The organism is Streptomyces sp. AC558_RSS880 (genome assembly GCF_019049255.1).
Classification (GTDB): Bacteria; Actinomycetota; Actinomycetes; order Streptomycetales; family Streptomycetaceae; genus Streptomyces.
The window spans coordinates 104,959-120,987 of sequence record NZ_JAGMUJ010000081.1; the positions used below are offsets into that span (position 1 = coordinate 104,959).

Annotated in this window: 14 protein-coding genes; 9 read left to right on the plus strand and 5 right to left on the minus strand. The window is 72.1% G+C overall.

The features are described from left to right. Window positions 1-18 precede the first annotated feature (18 nt). Window positions 19-1,359 carry a DUF6716 putative glycosyltransferase gene (locus tag KUM38_RS24695; protein WP_217131718.1) on the minus strand — a complete coding sequence of 447 codons (1,341 nt, stop codon included), beginning with the start codon at window positions 1,357-1,359 and terminating at the stop codon, window positions 19-21. A gap of 199 nt (window positions 1,360-1,558) precedes the next feature. Here KUM38_RS24695 and KUM38_RS24700 point away from each other — a divergent pair, with 199 nt between their 5' ends. The 8 genes from KUM38_RS24700 (at window position 1,559) to KUM38_RS24735 (ending at window position 12,215) form a co-directional block, all read left to right on the plus strand. Next, complete coding sequence (locus KUM38_RS24700) at window positions 1,559-2,545, plus strand: glycosyltransferase family 2 protein (RefSeq protein WP_217131719.1); 987 nt, start codon at window positions 1,559-1,561, stop codon at window positions 2,543-2,545. Continuing rightward, window positions 2,545-3,873 carry an alpha-2,8-polysialyltransferase family protein gene (locus KUM38_RS24705; protein WP_217131721.1) on the plus strand — a complete coding sequence of 443 codons (1,329 nt, stop codon included), beginning with the start codon at window positions 2,545-2,547 and terminating at the stop codon, window positions 3,871-3,873. Before KUM38_RS24700 ends, KUM38_RS24705 begins: the two co-directional genes overlap by 1 nt. Before the next feature lie 121 nt (window positions 3,874-3,994). Then, window positions 3,995-5,251: a tetratricopeptide repeat protein gene (locus KUM38_RS24710; protein WP_217131723.1), complete on the plus strand. Its 1,257-nt coding sequence runs from the start codon at window positions 3,995-3,997 to the stop codon at window positions 5,249-5,251. Beyond that, window positions 5,248-7,452: a polysaccharide pyruvyl transferase family protein gene (locus KUM38_RS24715; RefSeq protein ID WP_217131732.1), complete on the plus strand. Its 2,205-nt coding sequence runs from the start codon at window positions 5,248-5,250 to the stop codon at window positions 7,450-7,452. The genes KUM38_RS24710 and KUM38_RS24715 overlap by 4 nt, the downstream gene beginning before the upstream one ends. Window positions 7,453-7,497: 45 nt before the next feature. Further along, on the plus strand, window positions 7,498-8,463 hold the full coding sequence (locus tag KUM38_RS24720; protein ID WP_217131734.1) for a glycosyltransferase family 2 protein: 966 nt from the start codon (window positions 7,498-7,500) through the stop codon (window positions 8,461-8,463). Between the two features lie 3 nt (window positions 8,464-8,466). Continuing rightward, the gene (locus tag KUM38_RS24725; RefSeq protein WP_217131736.1) at window positions 8,467-9,822 is read left to right on the plus strand and encodes an alpha-2,8-polysialyltransferase family protein; all 1,356 of its coding nucleotides are present in this window, start codon (window positions 8,467-8,469) and stop codon (window positions 9,820-9,822) included. Window positions 9,823-10,035: 213 nt separating this feature from the next. Next, complete coding sequence (locus tag KUM38_RS24730) at window positions 10,036-11,124, plus strand: acyltransferase (protein WP_217131739.1); 1,089 nt, start codon at window positions 10,036-10,038, stop codon at window positions 11,122-11,124. A gap of 164 nt (window positions 11,125-11,288) precedes the next feature. Next, on the plus strand, window positions 11,289-12,215 hold the full coding sequence (locus KUM38_RS24735; protein ID WP_217131741.1) for a class I SAM-dependent methyltransferase: 927 nt from the start codon (window positions 11,289-11,291) through the stop codon (window positions 12,213-12,215). Window positions 12,216-12,217: 2 nt separating this feature from the next. Here the strand turns inward: KUM38_RS24735 and KUM38_RS24740 are convergent, their stop codons facing one another. Further along, window positions 12,218-12,868, minus strand: coding sequence for a TetR/AcrR family transcriptional regulator C-terminal domain-containing protein (locus KUM38_RS24740; RefSeq protein WP_217131746.1), 651 nt, complete (start codon window positions 12,866-12,868; stop codon window positions 12,218-12,220). Window positions 12,869-12,939: 71 nt separating this feature from the next. Here KUM38_RS24740 and KUM38_RS24745 point away from each other — a divergent pair, with 71 nt between their 5' ends. Further along, the gene (locus KUM38_RS24745; RefSeq protein WP_217131748.1) at window positions 12,940-14,346 is read left to right on the plus strand and encodes an FAD-dependent oxidoreductase; all 1,407 of its coding nucleotides are present in this window, start codon (window positions 12,940-12,942) and stop codon (window positions 14,344-14,346) included. A 3-nt stretch (window positions 14,347-14,349) separates the two neighbouring features. Here KUM38_RS24745 and leuE read toward each other — a convergent pair whose 3' ends face one another. From leuE to KUM38_RS24760, 3 genes are all read right to left on the minus strand, one after another. Continuing rightward, window positions 14,350-15,003 (minus strand): leucine efflux protein LeuE, encoded by a 654-nt coding sequence (gene leuE, locus KUM38_RS24750; RefSeq protein WP_217131750.1) that lies wholly within the window; start codon window positions 15,001-15,003, stop codon window positions 14,350-14,352. A 48-nt stretch (window positions 15,004-15,051) separates the two neighbouring features. Next, window positions 15,052-15,648 carry a Uma2 family endonuclease gene (locus KUM38_RS24755; protein ID WP_217131752.1) on the minus strand — a complete coding sequence of 199 codons (597 nt, stop codon included), beginning with the start codon at window positions 15,646-15,648 and terminating at the stop codon, window positions 15,052-15,054. A gap of 91 nt (window positions 15,649-15,739) precedes the next feature. Further along, window positions 15,740-16,029 (minus strand): methylmalonyl-CoA mutase family protein (locus KUM38_RS24760; RefSeq protein ID WP_254397689.1); only part of this gene is annotated, 290 nt, incomplete at its 5' end.

Consider the following 16,029-nt stretch of genomic DNA (forward strand, 5'->3'; position numbering starts at 1 on the left):
GAGCAGGGGTCGGGCCGGTCACAGCTCCCCCATCCGGCGGATCACCGGGGCCACGCGCTGCACGCCGTGCCGGTAGGCGCCGCGCGCCGCCCGGCGCACGATCTGCCGGACCGGTCCGGGCTCCTTGTCGGCGGCGGGGGCGCCGGGCAGTGGGGTGCCGTCCGGGCCGAGGTGGTGGCGGGCGAGGATGCCGGGCAGGTAGCCGGGCGCGGTGACGGGCGTGTAGTACGGGGTGAGGGGCGGCAGTCCGCCGGGGCGGTCGAGCAGCTTGGCGATGCGCGCGCGGGCCGCGTCGAAGGCCGTCCCGTACGAGCCGTCCGACGCGACACCCTGCCGGGCGACCCACTCCGCGTCGGGCACCGGGCGGTGTCCGTCGTCGAGCTGGTCCCAGGAGGCGAGGCAGCCGGAGCCGAGGAAGTGGTGGTTGCCGAGGGATTCCCGGATGCCGAGGTCGGTGAGGACCACGGTCGGGATGCGGCGGTGCAGCGACTCCAGGGCGGCCGTGGAGCTGACGGTGACGAGCAGGTCGGTCCGGTCGAGGACCTCGCCCATGTGCCCGTAGACCAGGCGGAAGTTGGCGGGGAGGTCCAGCCGCTGGGACAGCTTCTGGTAGGGCAGTTCCTCGATGTGCGTGGTGTGTTCGCCGGGCTTGGAGCGCAGCTTCAGCAGCACCTCGCGCTCGGGGTGCCGGCGGGCGTGCTCCACCAGCCGGTTCAGCAGGTACGTACGGTCCTTGCGGCTCTCCGGGACGGAGGGCTGGGCGGCGAAGACGACCGTGTAGGGGTCGTGCTCGCCCTCGTAGGAGGCCCCGCCGAGGAACGGCAGCGCGACCTCCGTCACCGAGGAGGCGTCGGCGCCCACTCCCTCGTACACGGCGCGGAAACGGTCCGCGTCCTGGCGGGAGTTGGCGAGCACCAGGTCGGCGCCGTGGCGCAGCAGGAGGCCGTCGGCGAGCTTCTCGTAGACGACGCCGACGTATCCGGTGACGACGACGGGCCGCTGCGGCCGGTCCTCCCAGACCCGCTTGAGTCCGTGCAGCATGGCCTGCACGCCGCCGCCGACCAGGGCGAGCACGAGGATGTCGTACGACTCCTCGCGCATCGCGCGCAGGAACTCGACGGCGGTGACCTCGCGGAGCGAGTCCGCCCGGACGCCGACCTCGCCGAGCTGGCGGGCGGTGGGGGTGGCGCGGCCCCGCAGGAGGTATCCGTCCAGGCGGATGTCCTGACCGGCCGCGGCTCCCGGGTCTCCGGGCTCCGACGGCGCGATGCGGTTCGCGGTGAGCGCGCCCCATTTCCACCGGGTGTCGGAATCCGCGAGGACCGCGACCCTGAGGGGCTTCGTTGCACTTGCTGGCACGCCGAAGACGCTAGGAAGCGAAATCTAGGTATGCCCCAACCGTGAATCAACGAAAAGTTAACAACACCCCACCGAGAGCCGAACCAGCTCGTGGGAGCGCGGTACGTAGGCGCGATACACCGTACGGACACATGGAGTTCATCCCCTGGACGGCCACCGGAAAGTTGCCCGGCCGGGCGGGCCTCCTAGTGTTCCGCGAGTGCCAAAGCTTTCCGTGATCGTCCCGTTCTGCAACGTGCGGCAATACGCCCCCGACACCGTGCGGAGTCTTCGTGCGAACGCCCGGCCGGATTTCGAGTTCGTTCTGGTCGACGACCATTCCGAGGACGAGACCCCGGCGATTCTCGAGCGTGCGGCCGAGGACCTCTCGGAGGTCGCCCAGGTGCGCTACATCCGCCATGACAAGAATGCCGGGATCGCCACCGCGCGCAACACCGGGCTGGACGCGGCGCGGGGCGAGTACCTGGCCTTCCTGGACGGCGACGACTGGTTCGCCCCGGGGTACCTGTCCGAGCTGGTGGCGGCCGTCGAGGGGCTGGGCTGCGACTTCGTCCGCACCGACCATGTGCGGGTGACCGGCCGGGCCCGGTCGGTGCAGCGGGTCCCGGTCGGCCTGCGCGACGAGGTGCTGCACCCGCGGGACGCGATCCTGCCCGCGGACCGGACGACCGCGGTGGACTACGTGTCCGTCTGGGCCGGCGCCTACCACCGGCGGCTGCTGGAGCGGGGGCTGCTGCACTTCACCGAAGGGCTGCACACGGCCGAGGACCGGCCGTGGACCTGGAAGCTGCACCGGGAGGCGGAGTCGTTCGCCGTGGTCGGCCTGCTGGGTGTGTTCTACCGGCGCGGGGTCGCCTCCTCCCTCACCCGGATCGGCGACGTCCGCCAGCTCGACTTCATCCGCGCCTTCGACCAGATCGTCGAGGAGACGGCGGCGGACCGGGACGCCGACCGGCTGCTGCCCAAGGCGGTGCGGCAGTACTGCGCGATCATGGCCCATCATCTGGCCGAGGAGGACAAGTTCGAACCGGCCGTGGCCAGGCGGCTGCGGGCGATGAGCGCGGCGGCGCTCGACCGGCTGCCGCAGGACCTGCTCGGAGACGTCCTGGGGGCCATGGACATGGATCGTTCCGCCCGGCTGCGGCGGCTACGGCGCCGGACCGGCGCGGGGAAGGGGGCCGCGTGATGTCCCGTACCACCCAGATATTCTGCGCCTCGTCGCTGTACGGCCTGGCCACGCTGGCGGCCGCGATCGAGTCCGGCTGCTTCGCGGACGCGGAGCGGCGGGTGCTGCTGGTGTGCAACGACGCCGCGGTCCCGGAGGGCGCGCCGGCCCTGAACGAGATGCCGGGCTTCGCGCCGCTGCGCGACCACTTCGACGACGTGCTCTCCTGGAACGAGGCCATCGCTCCCTTCCACCCGGCGGCCTGGACGCCGCGCTCCGCCGACGTCCCGCTCCTGGAGCGGCATCTGCGGCGGTTGTGGGGGCTCGGCGACGACCGTGTGGAACTGGTCCTGGAGTCCGTCGCGGTTCCCCCCGCCCTCGCGGTGGCCCAGGTGTTCACCGGGGCCCCGGTCCACGTCTACGCCGACGGGCTGATGAGCTACGGTCCCACCCGCGCCAAGCTCGACCCGCTCGTGGGCACGCGGGTGCGGCAGTTGCTCCACCTCGACCTGGTGCCGGGCCTCGCGCCGATGCTGCTGACCGAGTTCGACGTGCCGGCGCGGGTGGTGCCGACGGACGCCTTCCGGCGGGCGGTCGGTGAACTGTCCGAGGCGGCCGGCGGGCTGCCCGAGCTGCCGGACGACGCGGCGCTGCTGGTCGGCCAGTGTCTGTCCGGGCTCGGCGTCCTCTCCGTCGAGGAGGAGGACGACCTGCATGTGCGGATGATGCGGGGGGCGGTCGAACGCGGCCACCGCGCCGTCGTGTTCAAGCCGCACCCCCTCGCGCCGGTCCACCACGGCCGCGCGCTGGCCGCCGAGGCGGAGCGGCTCGGGGTGGACCTCACCGTCGTCGACACCCCCGTACTCGCCGAGGTGCTGTTCGAGAGGTCCCGGCCCGCGCTGGTCGTCGGCTGCTTCTCGACCGCGCTGTTCACGGCGTCCGCGCTCTACGGCCTGCCGGTGGCCCGCACCGGTACCGAGCGGGCCCTGGAGCGGCTGACGCCCTACCAGAACGGGAACCGCGTCCCGGCGGTCCTGGCCGACGCGCTGCTGCCGCCCCTGGAGCCCGGCGGCGAGAGCGCCCTGCCCGCCGACGAGCTGAACGACCTGGTCACCACGCTCGGCTTCACCATGCAGCCGCAGATCCACCCACCCCTGCGTCCGGTCGCCGAGCGTTACCTCGCACGGCACTTCGGCCCGCGCACCCGGCACTGGTTCAAGCGCAAGCGGCTCACCTCGCTGGGGCTTCCCGGCGGCATTCCGAAACGGCTGGCGTTCCTGCCCCGCAGCACCACCGCGCGCCGGGTGGTGCGGCGGGCGCGGACGCTGAGGAAGGCCGTACGGCGCTGAGGAGCCCACGACGCCGAGCCGACTGTTCGAGAGGGAGTGTTCACCCGTTGTCCACCCGGAGGCCACCGCCGGCCCGCCGTACTGGGGCACATTCGGCCTCCGATCGGAGGACGGTGGAAGCATGACGAACCCCCTGGCGGGATTGTTCACGGCACGGCAGAAGGAGGCCGCCAGGCGGGACCTGTACGCCCGGAGCCTGCGCCTGTGCGGTGAGTACCTCGCGTCGCGGGACGGCCGCCCCACTGCCCGGGACACCCGCCTCACCCAGGCGATCGGCGTCCTCACCTGCTCACTCGACACCCCGTCGGCCGATCCCTTCGACGCCCTGCTCAAGGTCGGCGAGCGCGCGCTGGAGACCGGTGGGGACGACGGACTCGCCCTGGCCCTGGACATCGCCGAGGCGTCGACCGGGATCCGGCAGCGGTCCCGGGGCGCGTGGCGGCTGCGCGGCCGGGCGCTGGACGGGCTCGGCCGCGGCGACGAGGCACTGGAGTGCTACGAACGCCACCTCGCGCTGCTGCGGGACGGCGAGGCGGCCGAGGAGGTCTCCCGCAGGATCGACACGCTGCGGCGCCGGAAGGAGTGCCTGGAGGAGGCCGCCGCGCTGTTCCCCGGCTCCGGCACCGTGCTGCGCGGCCTGTCCGGGAAGCCCACCGCGGTCGCGGCGCCGGAGTTCGACGCCCACGTACGGGCGCGGGTGGCCGAGCACGGCACGGGCGACCCGGCCGTACGGCGTCTGCTCGCGCTGTACGGCACCCACCGGCGGCTCGTCGAGCGGTCCGGGATGTCCGACCCGCTGCTCGGCGGGAGCACACCGGTCGGGGTCGGCGGGCTGCGCGGCCTGATCGCGGGGCGGACGGTGTGCCTGGTGTCGAACGCCGCCGAGGTCGCCGGGAGCACGCTGGGCGCCGAGATCGACCGCTACGACCTGGTGGTGCGCTGCGACTCCTTCCGTCTCCACGCGGAGGGCACCGGCGCGCGCACCGGTCTGCACGCCGTCTCGCTGCGGGGCGACGCCCCGTGGGACGGGCCCGCCTGGACGCGGCCGGCCGGCATCCGGCTGGTGTTCGGCGACCCGGCCGCCGCGTGGCGGCGCGCCACGCGGCAGCGGCTCGTGGCCGGGGCACAGGAGCACATCGGTGACGCCTCCCTGCGCCGGCCGCTGAACGACCCGGCGCTGCTGGGTGAGGACAGCTGGGGCCCGGGGGCCACCACCGCCTTCACCGTCCTGCGGCTGCTGGACTTCCTGGACGTCAGCCCCCGCCTGGACCTCATCGGCTTCGACAAGCCCGGCCGGCTGCGGCCGGACGAGGCCGAGTGGGTCATGGACCGCGCGACGCACGTCGACGACAGCAAGATGAGGATCGCCCTGCGATGACCCACGCCTCCGCCTCCTCCGCGGACGACCGGAGCACCGTCACCGGCAGACGCCGGATCGCCTTCGCCGTCCACACCGGCACCGACGGCCTGCCCGCCCTGCCCACGCTGCTGCGCAGCCTGGCGCTCACCAATCCGGGCGTGTGCGAGGACTTCGTGGTGCTGCACCCCGGGCTGCCGGACTCCTCCTTCGACGTGCTGCGCCGGCTGCACCCGCGCGTGGTGACGCGCCGGGCGGACGGCCGTGGTGACGTCTTCCGGCTGGAGGGCTACGACACCGTCGTCGCGTTCGCCCCGGCCATGGTCGTGCTGGGCGACATCGGCGAACTGCTGCGGATGCGGCACGGGGTCGGCGCCGTACCGCAGCTGCTCTGCGACGAGGAGGGGCGGGAGCGGCGTACGGTCCTGCCGGACGGGCTGCTGGTCGTGCAGCGCGCCGATGTGGACGGCACGGCGGCGGCCGGCCCGGATCCGGTGCCCGAGGGGGTCCTGGCTCCGCTCGACGCGCGGTACGACTTCCTCACCCGCCGGCTGTACGACGACGCTCCGGTGCCCCCGCAGGTCGCCGTCCTGCACTTCACCGGCCCGTTCGACGAGCCCGGGTACGGTCCGGCCACCGAGGCCCGGCGCCGCTTCGAGATGGGCGACGAGGAGTTCCGGGCCGCCTACTGCGCCCTGCCCAGCGAGAAGCACCCCGACCTCCTGGCGCACCTCGCGCCGCCCCTGCTCCGGGCCCGCCCCTCGCTCGGCCTCGCCCGTACGGTCGCCGACGTGTACCGCAGGCAGGGCCGCTACGACGAGGCCGTCGACGTCCTCGCCCCGGTCGTCGGCGACCGGCTGGACGCGCCGCGTTGCCAGGAGACGCTCGGCGTCTGCCTGATGGCGCTGTCCCGTTACGACGAGGCCGAGGCGCACCTGCTCCTGGCGGCGGCCTCGCCCGACGTCGCTCCGCGCGCCTTCGCCCAGCTCGCCCGTCTGGCGTGGCTGTGCGGACGGGAGGCGGACGCGCACGCCTACGCCCGCGACGGGCTGGAGGCCGACCCCACCGACGCCGGGTGTCACAGCTGGTACGTCCGTACCCGCGAGAAGGCCCCGGAGACGGAGCCGCTGCCCGCGGCGGAGCAGCTGGCGCACGTGGCGCTGTTCGCCGAGGGCCAGGAGAACGCGGGCGACAAGGTCCTGCCCGAGGCCGTGCGCATGTGCTTCGACACCGACACCGGCCCGCGCCGCTGGTACCAGCAGCCGGTGCACCGGCTGGTCGACGAGGCGGCGCTGGAGGAACTGAACGCGCGGCGCGGGGTGGTCGTGGGCGGCGGCGGACTCTTCCTGCCGGACACCTCCCCCAACGGCAACAGCCACTGGCAGTGGAACGTCCCGGACGACGTGCTGGCCCGGCTGACCGCGCCGCTGGCGGTGTTCGCGGTCGGCTACAACGTGTTCGACGGGCAGCTCTACCGCCGCGGCCGGTTCGCCGAGAGCCTGCGGGTCCTCGTCGAGCGGTCGGCGTTCTTCGGGCTGCGCAACCACGGCTCGATCGACCGGGTCCGCGAACTGCTCCCCGCGGAGCTGCGCGACCGGGTGCGCTACCAGCCCTGTCCGACCACGGTGGCCCGGTACCTCGTCCCCGGTTGGCTGGACCCGGTGGAGCGGGACGACACCGTCCTGGTCAACTGCGCGTACGACCGCGCGGGGCTGCGCTTCGGCCACGACTACGGCCATTTCCTCGGCCAGCTGGCCGGCGCGCTGAAGAGCCTGCGGGACAGGGCCGACGTACGGTACGCGGCCCACATGCCCGCCGACGAGAAGTTCGTGCACGACCTGCGCCGGGAGCACGGCATCGCGCTGCCCGTGGAGCAGCTGTACGACATGACGAACGACGGGATCCGCGAGCTGTACCGTCGGTCGCGGCTGGTGATCGGGATGCGCGGGCACGCGGGAATGATCCCGTTCGGTTGCGGCACCCCGATCCTCAGCCTCGTCTCCCACCCGAAGCTCGCCTACTTCCTGTCCGACATCGGGCGCGAGGAGTGGGGGCTGTCCGTGCACGACCGGGAACTCGGCTCCCGGCTCGTGGAACGGGCGGCGGCGCTCCTCGACGACCACGCCGCCGCGGTGGCGGACGTGCACGGCGCGCAGAAGCTCCTGTGGGAGACCACCCGGTCGAACCTCGACGGGCTCCGGGAGACCTTCGGCCCGGCATGAGCCCTCGCACCACCGCCGCTTCGAGCTTCCGAAAGAGAGAACCACGTGCCGAAACTGTCCGTCGTCGTCCCGATGCACAATGTGGAGGCCTTCGCCGAGAGCACCCTGCGCAGTCTCGCCGCCAACGCGCACCCGGACTTCGAGTTCCTGCTCGTCGACGACTGCTCCACGGACGCCACGCCCTGGGTGATCGACCGGTGGGCGGAGAAGCTCCCGGGCGCCCGGGTGATCCGGCACGAGACGAACAGGGGCATCGCGCAGGCGCGCAACAGCGGCATCGACGCGGCCGAGGGCGAGTTCGTCACGTTCCTCGACGGCGACGACTGGTACGGGCCGCGCCATCTCGCCGGAATGGTGCGGGCCATGGAGGAGCTGGGCTGCGACTTCGCCCGTACCGACCACGTCCAGGCCACCGGCACCGAGCGGGTGATCCGGCGGCCCCCGGCGCAGGTCCGCAACGCGGTGATGGACCCGCGTGACGGGATCGCGCCGGCCGACATGGAGACGATGGTCGACTATCCCTTCGTCTGGGCGGGGATCTACCGCCGGCACCTCTTCGCCGACGGCGGCATGCGCTTCGCGACCGAACTCCGCACGGCCGAGGACCGGTTGTGGATCTGGCGGCTGCACCTGAAGGCCCGTACGTACGCGTCCCTGGGGCTGCACGGGGTGTTCTACCGGCGGGGCGTGGCGACCTCGCTCACCCAGATCAAGGACGACCGCCAGCTGGACTTCATCCCCGCGTACGACGCGCTGATGCGGGACGTGCAGCAGGACCGGGAGGCCGACCGGTTCCTCCTCAAGGCCGTACGCACCTACTGCGCCATGATCGCCTTCCACATCGGCAAGGCGAACGAGTACGAGCCCGCGGCGGCGCAGCGGCTGCGGCGCGAGACGCGGGCCGCGCTCCAGCGGATGCCCGAGCAGGCGCTGGAGGAGACACTCAAGACCATCGACAGCACACGGAGCAGGTTGCTCAGCCGCCTGCGCGACGGGCGGAAGGCTGCCTGATCCATGCCCCACACGACCCAGATCTTCCAGGTCTCGACCCTCTACGGAGCGGCCACCCTCGCCGCGGCGCTGGACGCGGGCCGCTACGGACCGCGCGGCGGGGCCCGGCGCATCCTGCTGGTCTCCAACAACGCCGCCCTGCCGGAGACGGCGCTGCGCCTGGACGAGATGCACGGCTACGGGCCGATAGCCGGCCGGTTCGACTCGGTCATCAGCTGGAACGAGGCGATCAGCCCGTACCACCCGAGCACCTGGGGTCCGCGCGGCAACGACACGACGCTGTGGCAGCGGGCGTTCCGTCTGCAGTGGGACATCGACGAGCGGGACATGATCGAGCTCGCCGTCGAGTCGATCCAGGTCAACCCGGCCCGCGCGCTGGCGGCGATCTTCTCCGAGGCCGCCGTCGACGTGTACGCCGACGGGCTGATGAGCTACGGCCCGACCCGGGAGAAGCTGCCGCTGACGATCGCGCGCCGCATCCGGCGGCTGCTGCACCTCGACCTGATCCCCGGTCTGAAGCCGCTGCTGCTGTCCGAGTACGGCGTGAAGCCCGAGATCGTCCCGGACGAGGCGTTCCGGGGCGTGCTCGACGAGATCTCCGTGGAGGCGGCGGACGACCCGAGGCTGGCGCCCGTCCTCGACGAGGCGCCGACGGCCGTCCTGCTCGGCCAGTACCTGGCGGCGATCAACATCCTGAGCGCGCAGGAGGAGGAGGACCTGCACGTCCGCATGCTCACCGGGGCCGTGCGGGCCGGGCACCGGTCCATCGTCTTCAAGCCGCATCCGACGGCTCCCGCCGGCTACTCGGCGGCGCTGAGCAAGGCGGCGGCGGACGCGGGGGTGCGGCTCACCGTGCTGGACGCCCCGCTGCTGGCCGAGACGCTGTACGACCGCTGCCGTCCCGAGCTCGTCGTCGGCTGCTTCTCGACGGCGATGGTGACCGCCTCCGCCTACTACGACGTGCCCGTCGCCCGGGTCGGGACCGCGCTGGTGATGCAGCGTCTGAAGCCCTACCCGAACAGCAACCGCGTCCCGCTGGCCGTGGTCGACCACCTGGTGCCCGACCTGGAGCGCGAGGAGACCCCGACGGTCGTTGGCGCCGCTCCGGAGACGTTGTCGCCGCTGGTCCGGGCGATCGGTTTCTGCATGCAGCCCAAGACGTACCCGGCCCTGCGCGACGCGACCGCGGACTGGCTGCGCACCCACCTGGGGGACACCCCCGCCTACTACTTCCCCGCACCGCGCCTGGCCGAACTGCGCCTCCCCGGCAGCAGCCCCCGCGCCCGGGCAAGGGTCCAGGCGGGCCGCGCGAAGCGCGTGGTGGGCCGGGCGGTACGCCGGGGCACGCGCAAGAAGTGACGCGTCTCCCCCAGGTGACCGCGGGCAGTCGTGCCTCCCCGGTGCCTCGAGGGCCCGGGAGGCACTCCGCGGGCGCCGGGCCACAACCGCCCCGGGAGGCACCCTGCGGGCGCCGGGTCACAACCGCCCCGGGAGACCAACCGAGACGCACCGGTCACGACATTGCCACCCGCCCTTCAACTCCCGTACACCACATCGTCCGAGAGTTGCGCGGTGCCGAACGACATCGCCGTACGCCTGCCGCAGCAACAGGGCAGCCCCGCTCAGGAACAGACCGCCGCCCCCGCGCGCGAACACCGCTTCGACATCGATCTGATGCGGCTCGTCTGTTCCGCCACCATCATGCTGGGCCACGTGGGCGCCCAGTTCATCCTCTCCACCGGCAACGACCCGGACAACGGCGCGGGTGCGTACTGGGCGGGCCACATCGCCGAGGCGATCAACCCCTTCGCCGTCCCGCTGTACTTCGCCATAGCCGGCTGGGCCGTACTGGTCGGCGCGCCCCCGCGCGACAGCGCCCGCATGTGGCAGCGCGTCGTCCGCAACACCGTCCCGCTCTTCGCCTGGACGGCGGTCTACCTGGTCTGGGCATGGCTGCGGAACCGCAACGACCGTCCCATGGCCGAGCTGGCGGAGCACTCCCTCTTCGGCTCCGTACAGCCCGCGTACCACCTGTGGTTCATGTACACCTACATCCCGATCATCATGCTGCTCGCCTTCGCGATGCTGATCAAGGCGGGGAAGCGGCCCTACGGGCTGGGCGCGGCGCTGCTCGGCATGGCGGTCCTGCCCAGCGTGCTGACCACGATCACCGAGCTCACGGATCGTGAGATGGCGCCGGTGGCCTGGGGTTTCGGCACCTACTCGCTGGTGTACGCGGTCGGCGGCGCGCTGCTGTTCGCCCTCCCCGCCGGGGTCGTGCGCAAGCGGTGGCCGCTGTACGCGGTGCTGCCGCTCACCATGGCGGGCGCCCTCTGGTACAACACCCAGATCCACTACGTGATGCCCAACGCGCACCTGTTCGTCGCCGCCATGAGCATCTGCGTCCTGCTTCTGATCAGCAGGATCCGGGTGCCCGAGAAGTGGCAGCCGCTGCTGAAGAGGCTGGCCGACGCCGCACTCGGCGCGTACATGGTGCACGTGCTGTTCGTCGAGGAGATCGTCCGCCCGCTGGTGTCGCCGGATCTGAGCGGGCCGGTGGCGGGGCTGCTGCTGGTCGGTCTGGTCGCCACGGTCATGGCGCTGTCGTTCGCCACCAGCCTGCTGTGGGGGAAGCTGAACCTGCGGCGACTGTTCGGTTGACCCGGTCGGCGCGCGCACCCGTGTGCTCCATGCGGAGTTCACCACTTGTTTGCGCGCCGCTCGACTCCGTACCCCCTGCCCACAGCGGCCCCGTGCTTAGCCTGTTCCCCACCGCGAACCGCACCACTCTCACCCTGCTCCCGACGGATTGAGGTCTCCGGTTCATGAACAGCCGTGCCCTACTGACCAGTTCAGCTTCCCGGCGTCTGCTGCGCCCGGTCGCCGAACTCATCGACCAGCGCATCGACCGGCGCCTGCGCGCGGCGGCCGCCGCCGACGCGGCGGACAGAGAGGCGCTCCGGGACGCGGCCGAGGCGGTGAAGCGCCAGCAGCTCACCCTCGACCTGCTGCTCGGCTCGTCCGGCCGCGGGCTGTCCCGGATCGTGAGCCCCGGCCCGCTGAACCGGCTGCACTCCGAGGTGGCGGAGCTGGCCGGGGACCGGGACGCCGCCGTCCGCAACGTCGCCACCGCGTACCGGCTGCTGGTCGCGCTGGAATCCCTGGGGACCGGCCGGATCGCGGGCGGCACCATGAACATCTGCGGCAAGCTCGGCACCATCCCGCTGCTCGACCCGCCGAACGACGAGATCCTGGAGATCGGCACCCTCTACGGCATGTTCTCCACCGGGCTGATCCGGATGATGGAGCGCGACGGCCGCAGCCCGAGCGTGACGATCGTCGACCCGTTCGCCGGTGTGCAGCTCCAGCCCGGCACTCCGCAGCGCTCCGACCCCTCCGGCACCCCGGTCGACGAGCACGCCGTGCGCACCAACCTCGCCCTGGCCGGTCCGGCGGGCGTGGCCGCCCGGATCCAGAAGGGCTTCTCCGAGGACCCCGACACCCGCGCGGCCGTCTCGGACCGGTCCTACGGCGTGATCGTCGTCGACGGCGACCACTCGGCCGAGGGCGTCGCGAAGGACCTCGAATGGGCGGAGGAGATCGCCGCCCCGGGCGCGATCGTCGTCCTGGACGACTTCGGCGACCCCAAGTGGCCCGGCATCAAGGAGGCGCTGGACAAGCACCTCACGGGCACCACTCGCTTCACCTACCTCGGCAAGGCGGCACTCTCGGCGTTCCTGCGCGCCTCCTGACCTCAGCGCGCCTCACGGAGGGCCTCGATCCCGGCGATCACCAGGGCGAGGCCCTCCTCGAAGTGCTGGTCGTAGTTCTCGAAGATCTCCCTGCCCGCCTGGGCCGCGAGGGGGTAGGCGGCCATCACGCGGGCGCGTTCCGCCACGTCGAAGCCCTCCCGGCGTTCGCCGGGCAGCGGCTGGACGCCCTGTTCCTCGGTGACGAACCCGAGGGTGTAGAGCTGCGTCGTCGTGAGCGCGCGGGTCGCCCCCGCGAGGGTGAATCCGGCGGCCGTGAGCAGGCGCAGGATGCCCTCCAGCTGCTCGGCGTGCTCGATCCCCGTGAAGCGTGAGCCGCTGAACACCTTCGCGCCGTCGCGGTAGGCGAGCAGCATCGCGCGCAGGCCCCGGTTGGCCTTGAGCAGCCGCTCCTGCCAGGTGTCGTCCGGGGCGAACGAGCTCTGGGCGACCATCCGGCGGTACATCTCCGTCGCCATCTCGTCGAGCAGTGCCTGCTTGTCCTTGAAGTGCCAGTAGAGGGCGGGCGCCTTGACGTCCAGTTCCCTGGCGATCGCGCGCAGCGTCAGGCCGTCCAGGCCGACCTCGTTCAGCAGTTTCAGCGCCGTGTCGGCGACCCGTCGGCGGTCCAGGGGGGTGCGTCGTTCCGAACTCACGCTTGACAATTTAACACCGTTAGGGACACGCTCTGGAGGCACGCCACTTAACAACGTTAAGGAGAGTGGTCATGAGCGACACCGATGTGCTGGTCGTGGGCGCCGGACCGACCGGCCTCGCCCTCGGCATCGACCTGGCCCGGCGCGGGATCCCCGCGCTGGTGGTGGAGCGGGCGGACGAGCTGTTCCCCGGCTCGCGCGGCAAGGGGTTCCAGCCGCGCACCATGGAGGTCTTCGACGACCTGGGCGTGCTGGACGCGATCCACGCGGTGGGTGGCGGCTACCCGGTCGGGATGATCTGGCGGAACGGGGAGCGGACCGACGAGCGCCACATGTTCGACTCCTCGACCGAGGTGAGCGAGGACTCGCCGTACAACAGGCCCTGGATGGTCCCGCAGTGGCGCACCCAGCGGATCCTGCTGGGGCGCCTCGAGGAGCTCGGCGGCAAGGTGGCCTTCGGCCGCGAGGTCACCGGCGTGACCCAGGACGAGGACGGGGTGACCGCGCACTTCGCCTCCGGTGAGCCGGTGCGCGCCCGGTATCTCGTCGCGGCGGACGGCGGCCGTTCCGTGGTGCGCCGGGCGGTCGGCGTCGGCATGACCGGGGAGGAGGTGGACCCGTTCCCCACGCTGGTGGCGGACGTGCGGATCACCGGCCTGGACCGGGACAACTGGCACTTCTTCCCGCAGGGCGAGGGAGCCGAGGATCTCCTGTCGATCTGCCCGCTGGCCGGGACGGAGGACTTCCAGCTGATCGCCCGGTTCGCGGAGGGCACGGAGGTGGACCTCTCCCTCGACGGCGTACGGCAGGTCGTCGCCGCCCGCTCGCACCTCGCCGCCGAGGACGTCACGGAGGTCCGCTGGGCCTCGGACTTCCGCCCGCGGGCCGCGCTCGCCGACCGGTTCCGGGTGGGCCGGGTCTTCCTCGCGGGCGACGCGGCGCACGTGCACTCCCCGGCCGGCGGCCAGGGCCTCAACACCAGCGTCCAGGACGCCTACAACCTGGGCTGGAAGCTGGGCGCGGTCCTGGGCGACGGGGCGGAGGCGTCACTGCTGGAGACGTACGAGGAGGAGCGGCGCCCGATCGCCGAGCAGATGCTGGGGCTGACCACCAGCATCCACCGGGGTGAGACGCGGCGGGGCGGGGCCACCCGGCAACTGGACCTCGGCTACCCCGGGTCGACGCTCACCGCGGAGACGCGGACGGCGCCCGGTCCGGTGCGCGCGGGCGACCGGGCCCCGGACGCCACGGTGGACGGCGTACGGCTCTTCGACGCGTTCCGGGGGCCGCACTGGACGCTGCTGGCGCTGGGCACGTCCGCCCCTGCGCCGTCCGCCGACGTACGACTGGTGCACGGCCCGGCGCACAGGACCTACGGGACGGGACTGTTCCTCGTCCGCCCGGACGGCTATGTGGGCTGGGCCGGGGACACACCGGCCGGGCTCCCGGAGTACCTGGCCCGGTTCGGCGGGCGCTGACCGCTACGCGCTCGCCAGGGACAGCTTCGCCGCGAAGCCGAGGAAGAGGGCGCCGGCCGCCGAGGTGGCGCCGGCCGCCAGGCGCCGCCTGCGGCGGAACGCGTCGGCCAGGCGGGTGCCGCCGAAGATCAGCAGCGACAGGTACAGGAAGCTGGCCGTCTGGAGCAGGGCGCCGAGGACGACGAAGGAGAGCGCGGGGTAGGCGTAGCCGGGGTCGACGAACTGCACGAAGAAGGAGATCAGGAAGAGGATCGCCTTCGGGTTGAGCAGCGACACCACCAGGGCGCGGCGGTAGGGGCGCTCCCCGGCGGTCGGCACCGCGTCGGCCGCCTCGGCCGGCGCCGGCTCGTCCCGCGTCCTCCACATGCTCCACGCCGAGCGCAGCATGCCGTACGCCATCCACGCCAGGTATCCGGCACCGGCGTACTTCACCACCAGGAACAGCAGCGGCGTCGTGGTGAGCACCGAGGCCGCGCCGAGCGCCGCCAGCGTCATCAGGACGGCGTCCCCGGTGAAGACACCGGCCGCCGCCGCGTAGCCGGTGCGGACGCCCTTGCGGGCGGCGACGGAGAGGACGTACAGGGAGTTGGGGCCGGGCAGCAGGACGATGAGGACCAGGCCTGCCAGGTAGGTGGGGAGGTCGATGACGCCGAACATGGGGGGAGTGTCGCACGGGGGTACGGCACTCCCTCCACGGGGTTTCGGTCAGTCGTCGCCGTCGAGGAGGGTGTCGACGGAGAGGTCGAGGGTCAGGCCGACGGACTCGGGGACGGGGACGGACTGGCCCCGCTTGAAGCGCTGAGGGTCGGGGTATTTGCCGTCGACCGGGTCGATGTAGAGGAGGACCTCGTCGTGTTTGCGGTCGACGATGAGGTACGCAGGAATACTCGCCCGGGCGTAACACTCAACCTTCGCGTTCAGGTCATCAGACCAGTTGGAGGACGACGTAATTTCCACGACCAGGCGGAAGACGTTGGGGGCGTAGCAATTCTTCCGCACGAGGGCGTCGCGGAAGTCCTCGTCCACGACTGAGAAGTCCGGGACAGCGAAGTCATCCGGCAAGTCGGGGAGCCAAAGGCCGATGCCTTGGACGTATCTGAGCCCGACTTTCCTGGCTCCCGCCCCTGCGAAAGCCTCAATCAGCCAGGTCAACGACAATGCGTGCGAACCGTCCGGCGGTGGTGTCACGACGAGCCTCCCCAGGAGAATCTCCACGCGACGGCCAGGCAGTGCATGGGCGAGCCAATCGGCAGCTTCGCCCAGAGTCAGCTCCTGCTGCAGTTCGTTCTGCAGTACGGCCATGGCGTCCTCCTTAGGGGCCCACTCTGCAATGAGCGTAACCGGCGACGAACGCATTCCACGCATGATCACTCATACGGGCTAATGCCCCAGGTCAGAAGGCATCGCTCGGCACATATGTTCCCCAAACCTCCCGCAGCGCGTTGCACACCTCGCCCACCGTCGCCCGTGCCTTCAGCGCCTCCTTCATCGGGTAGAGGACGTTGTCCTCGCCCTCGGCGGCCTTCTTCAGGGCCGCCAGCGCCGAGTCGACCGCCTGCTGGTCGCGCTCCGCGCGGAGTTTCGCCAGGCGTTCGGCCTGCTGGGCCTCGATGGCGGGGTCGACGCGGAGCGGTTCGTAGGGCTCCTCGGCGTCGAGCTGGAAGCGGTTGACGCCGACCACGA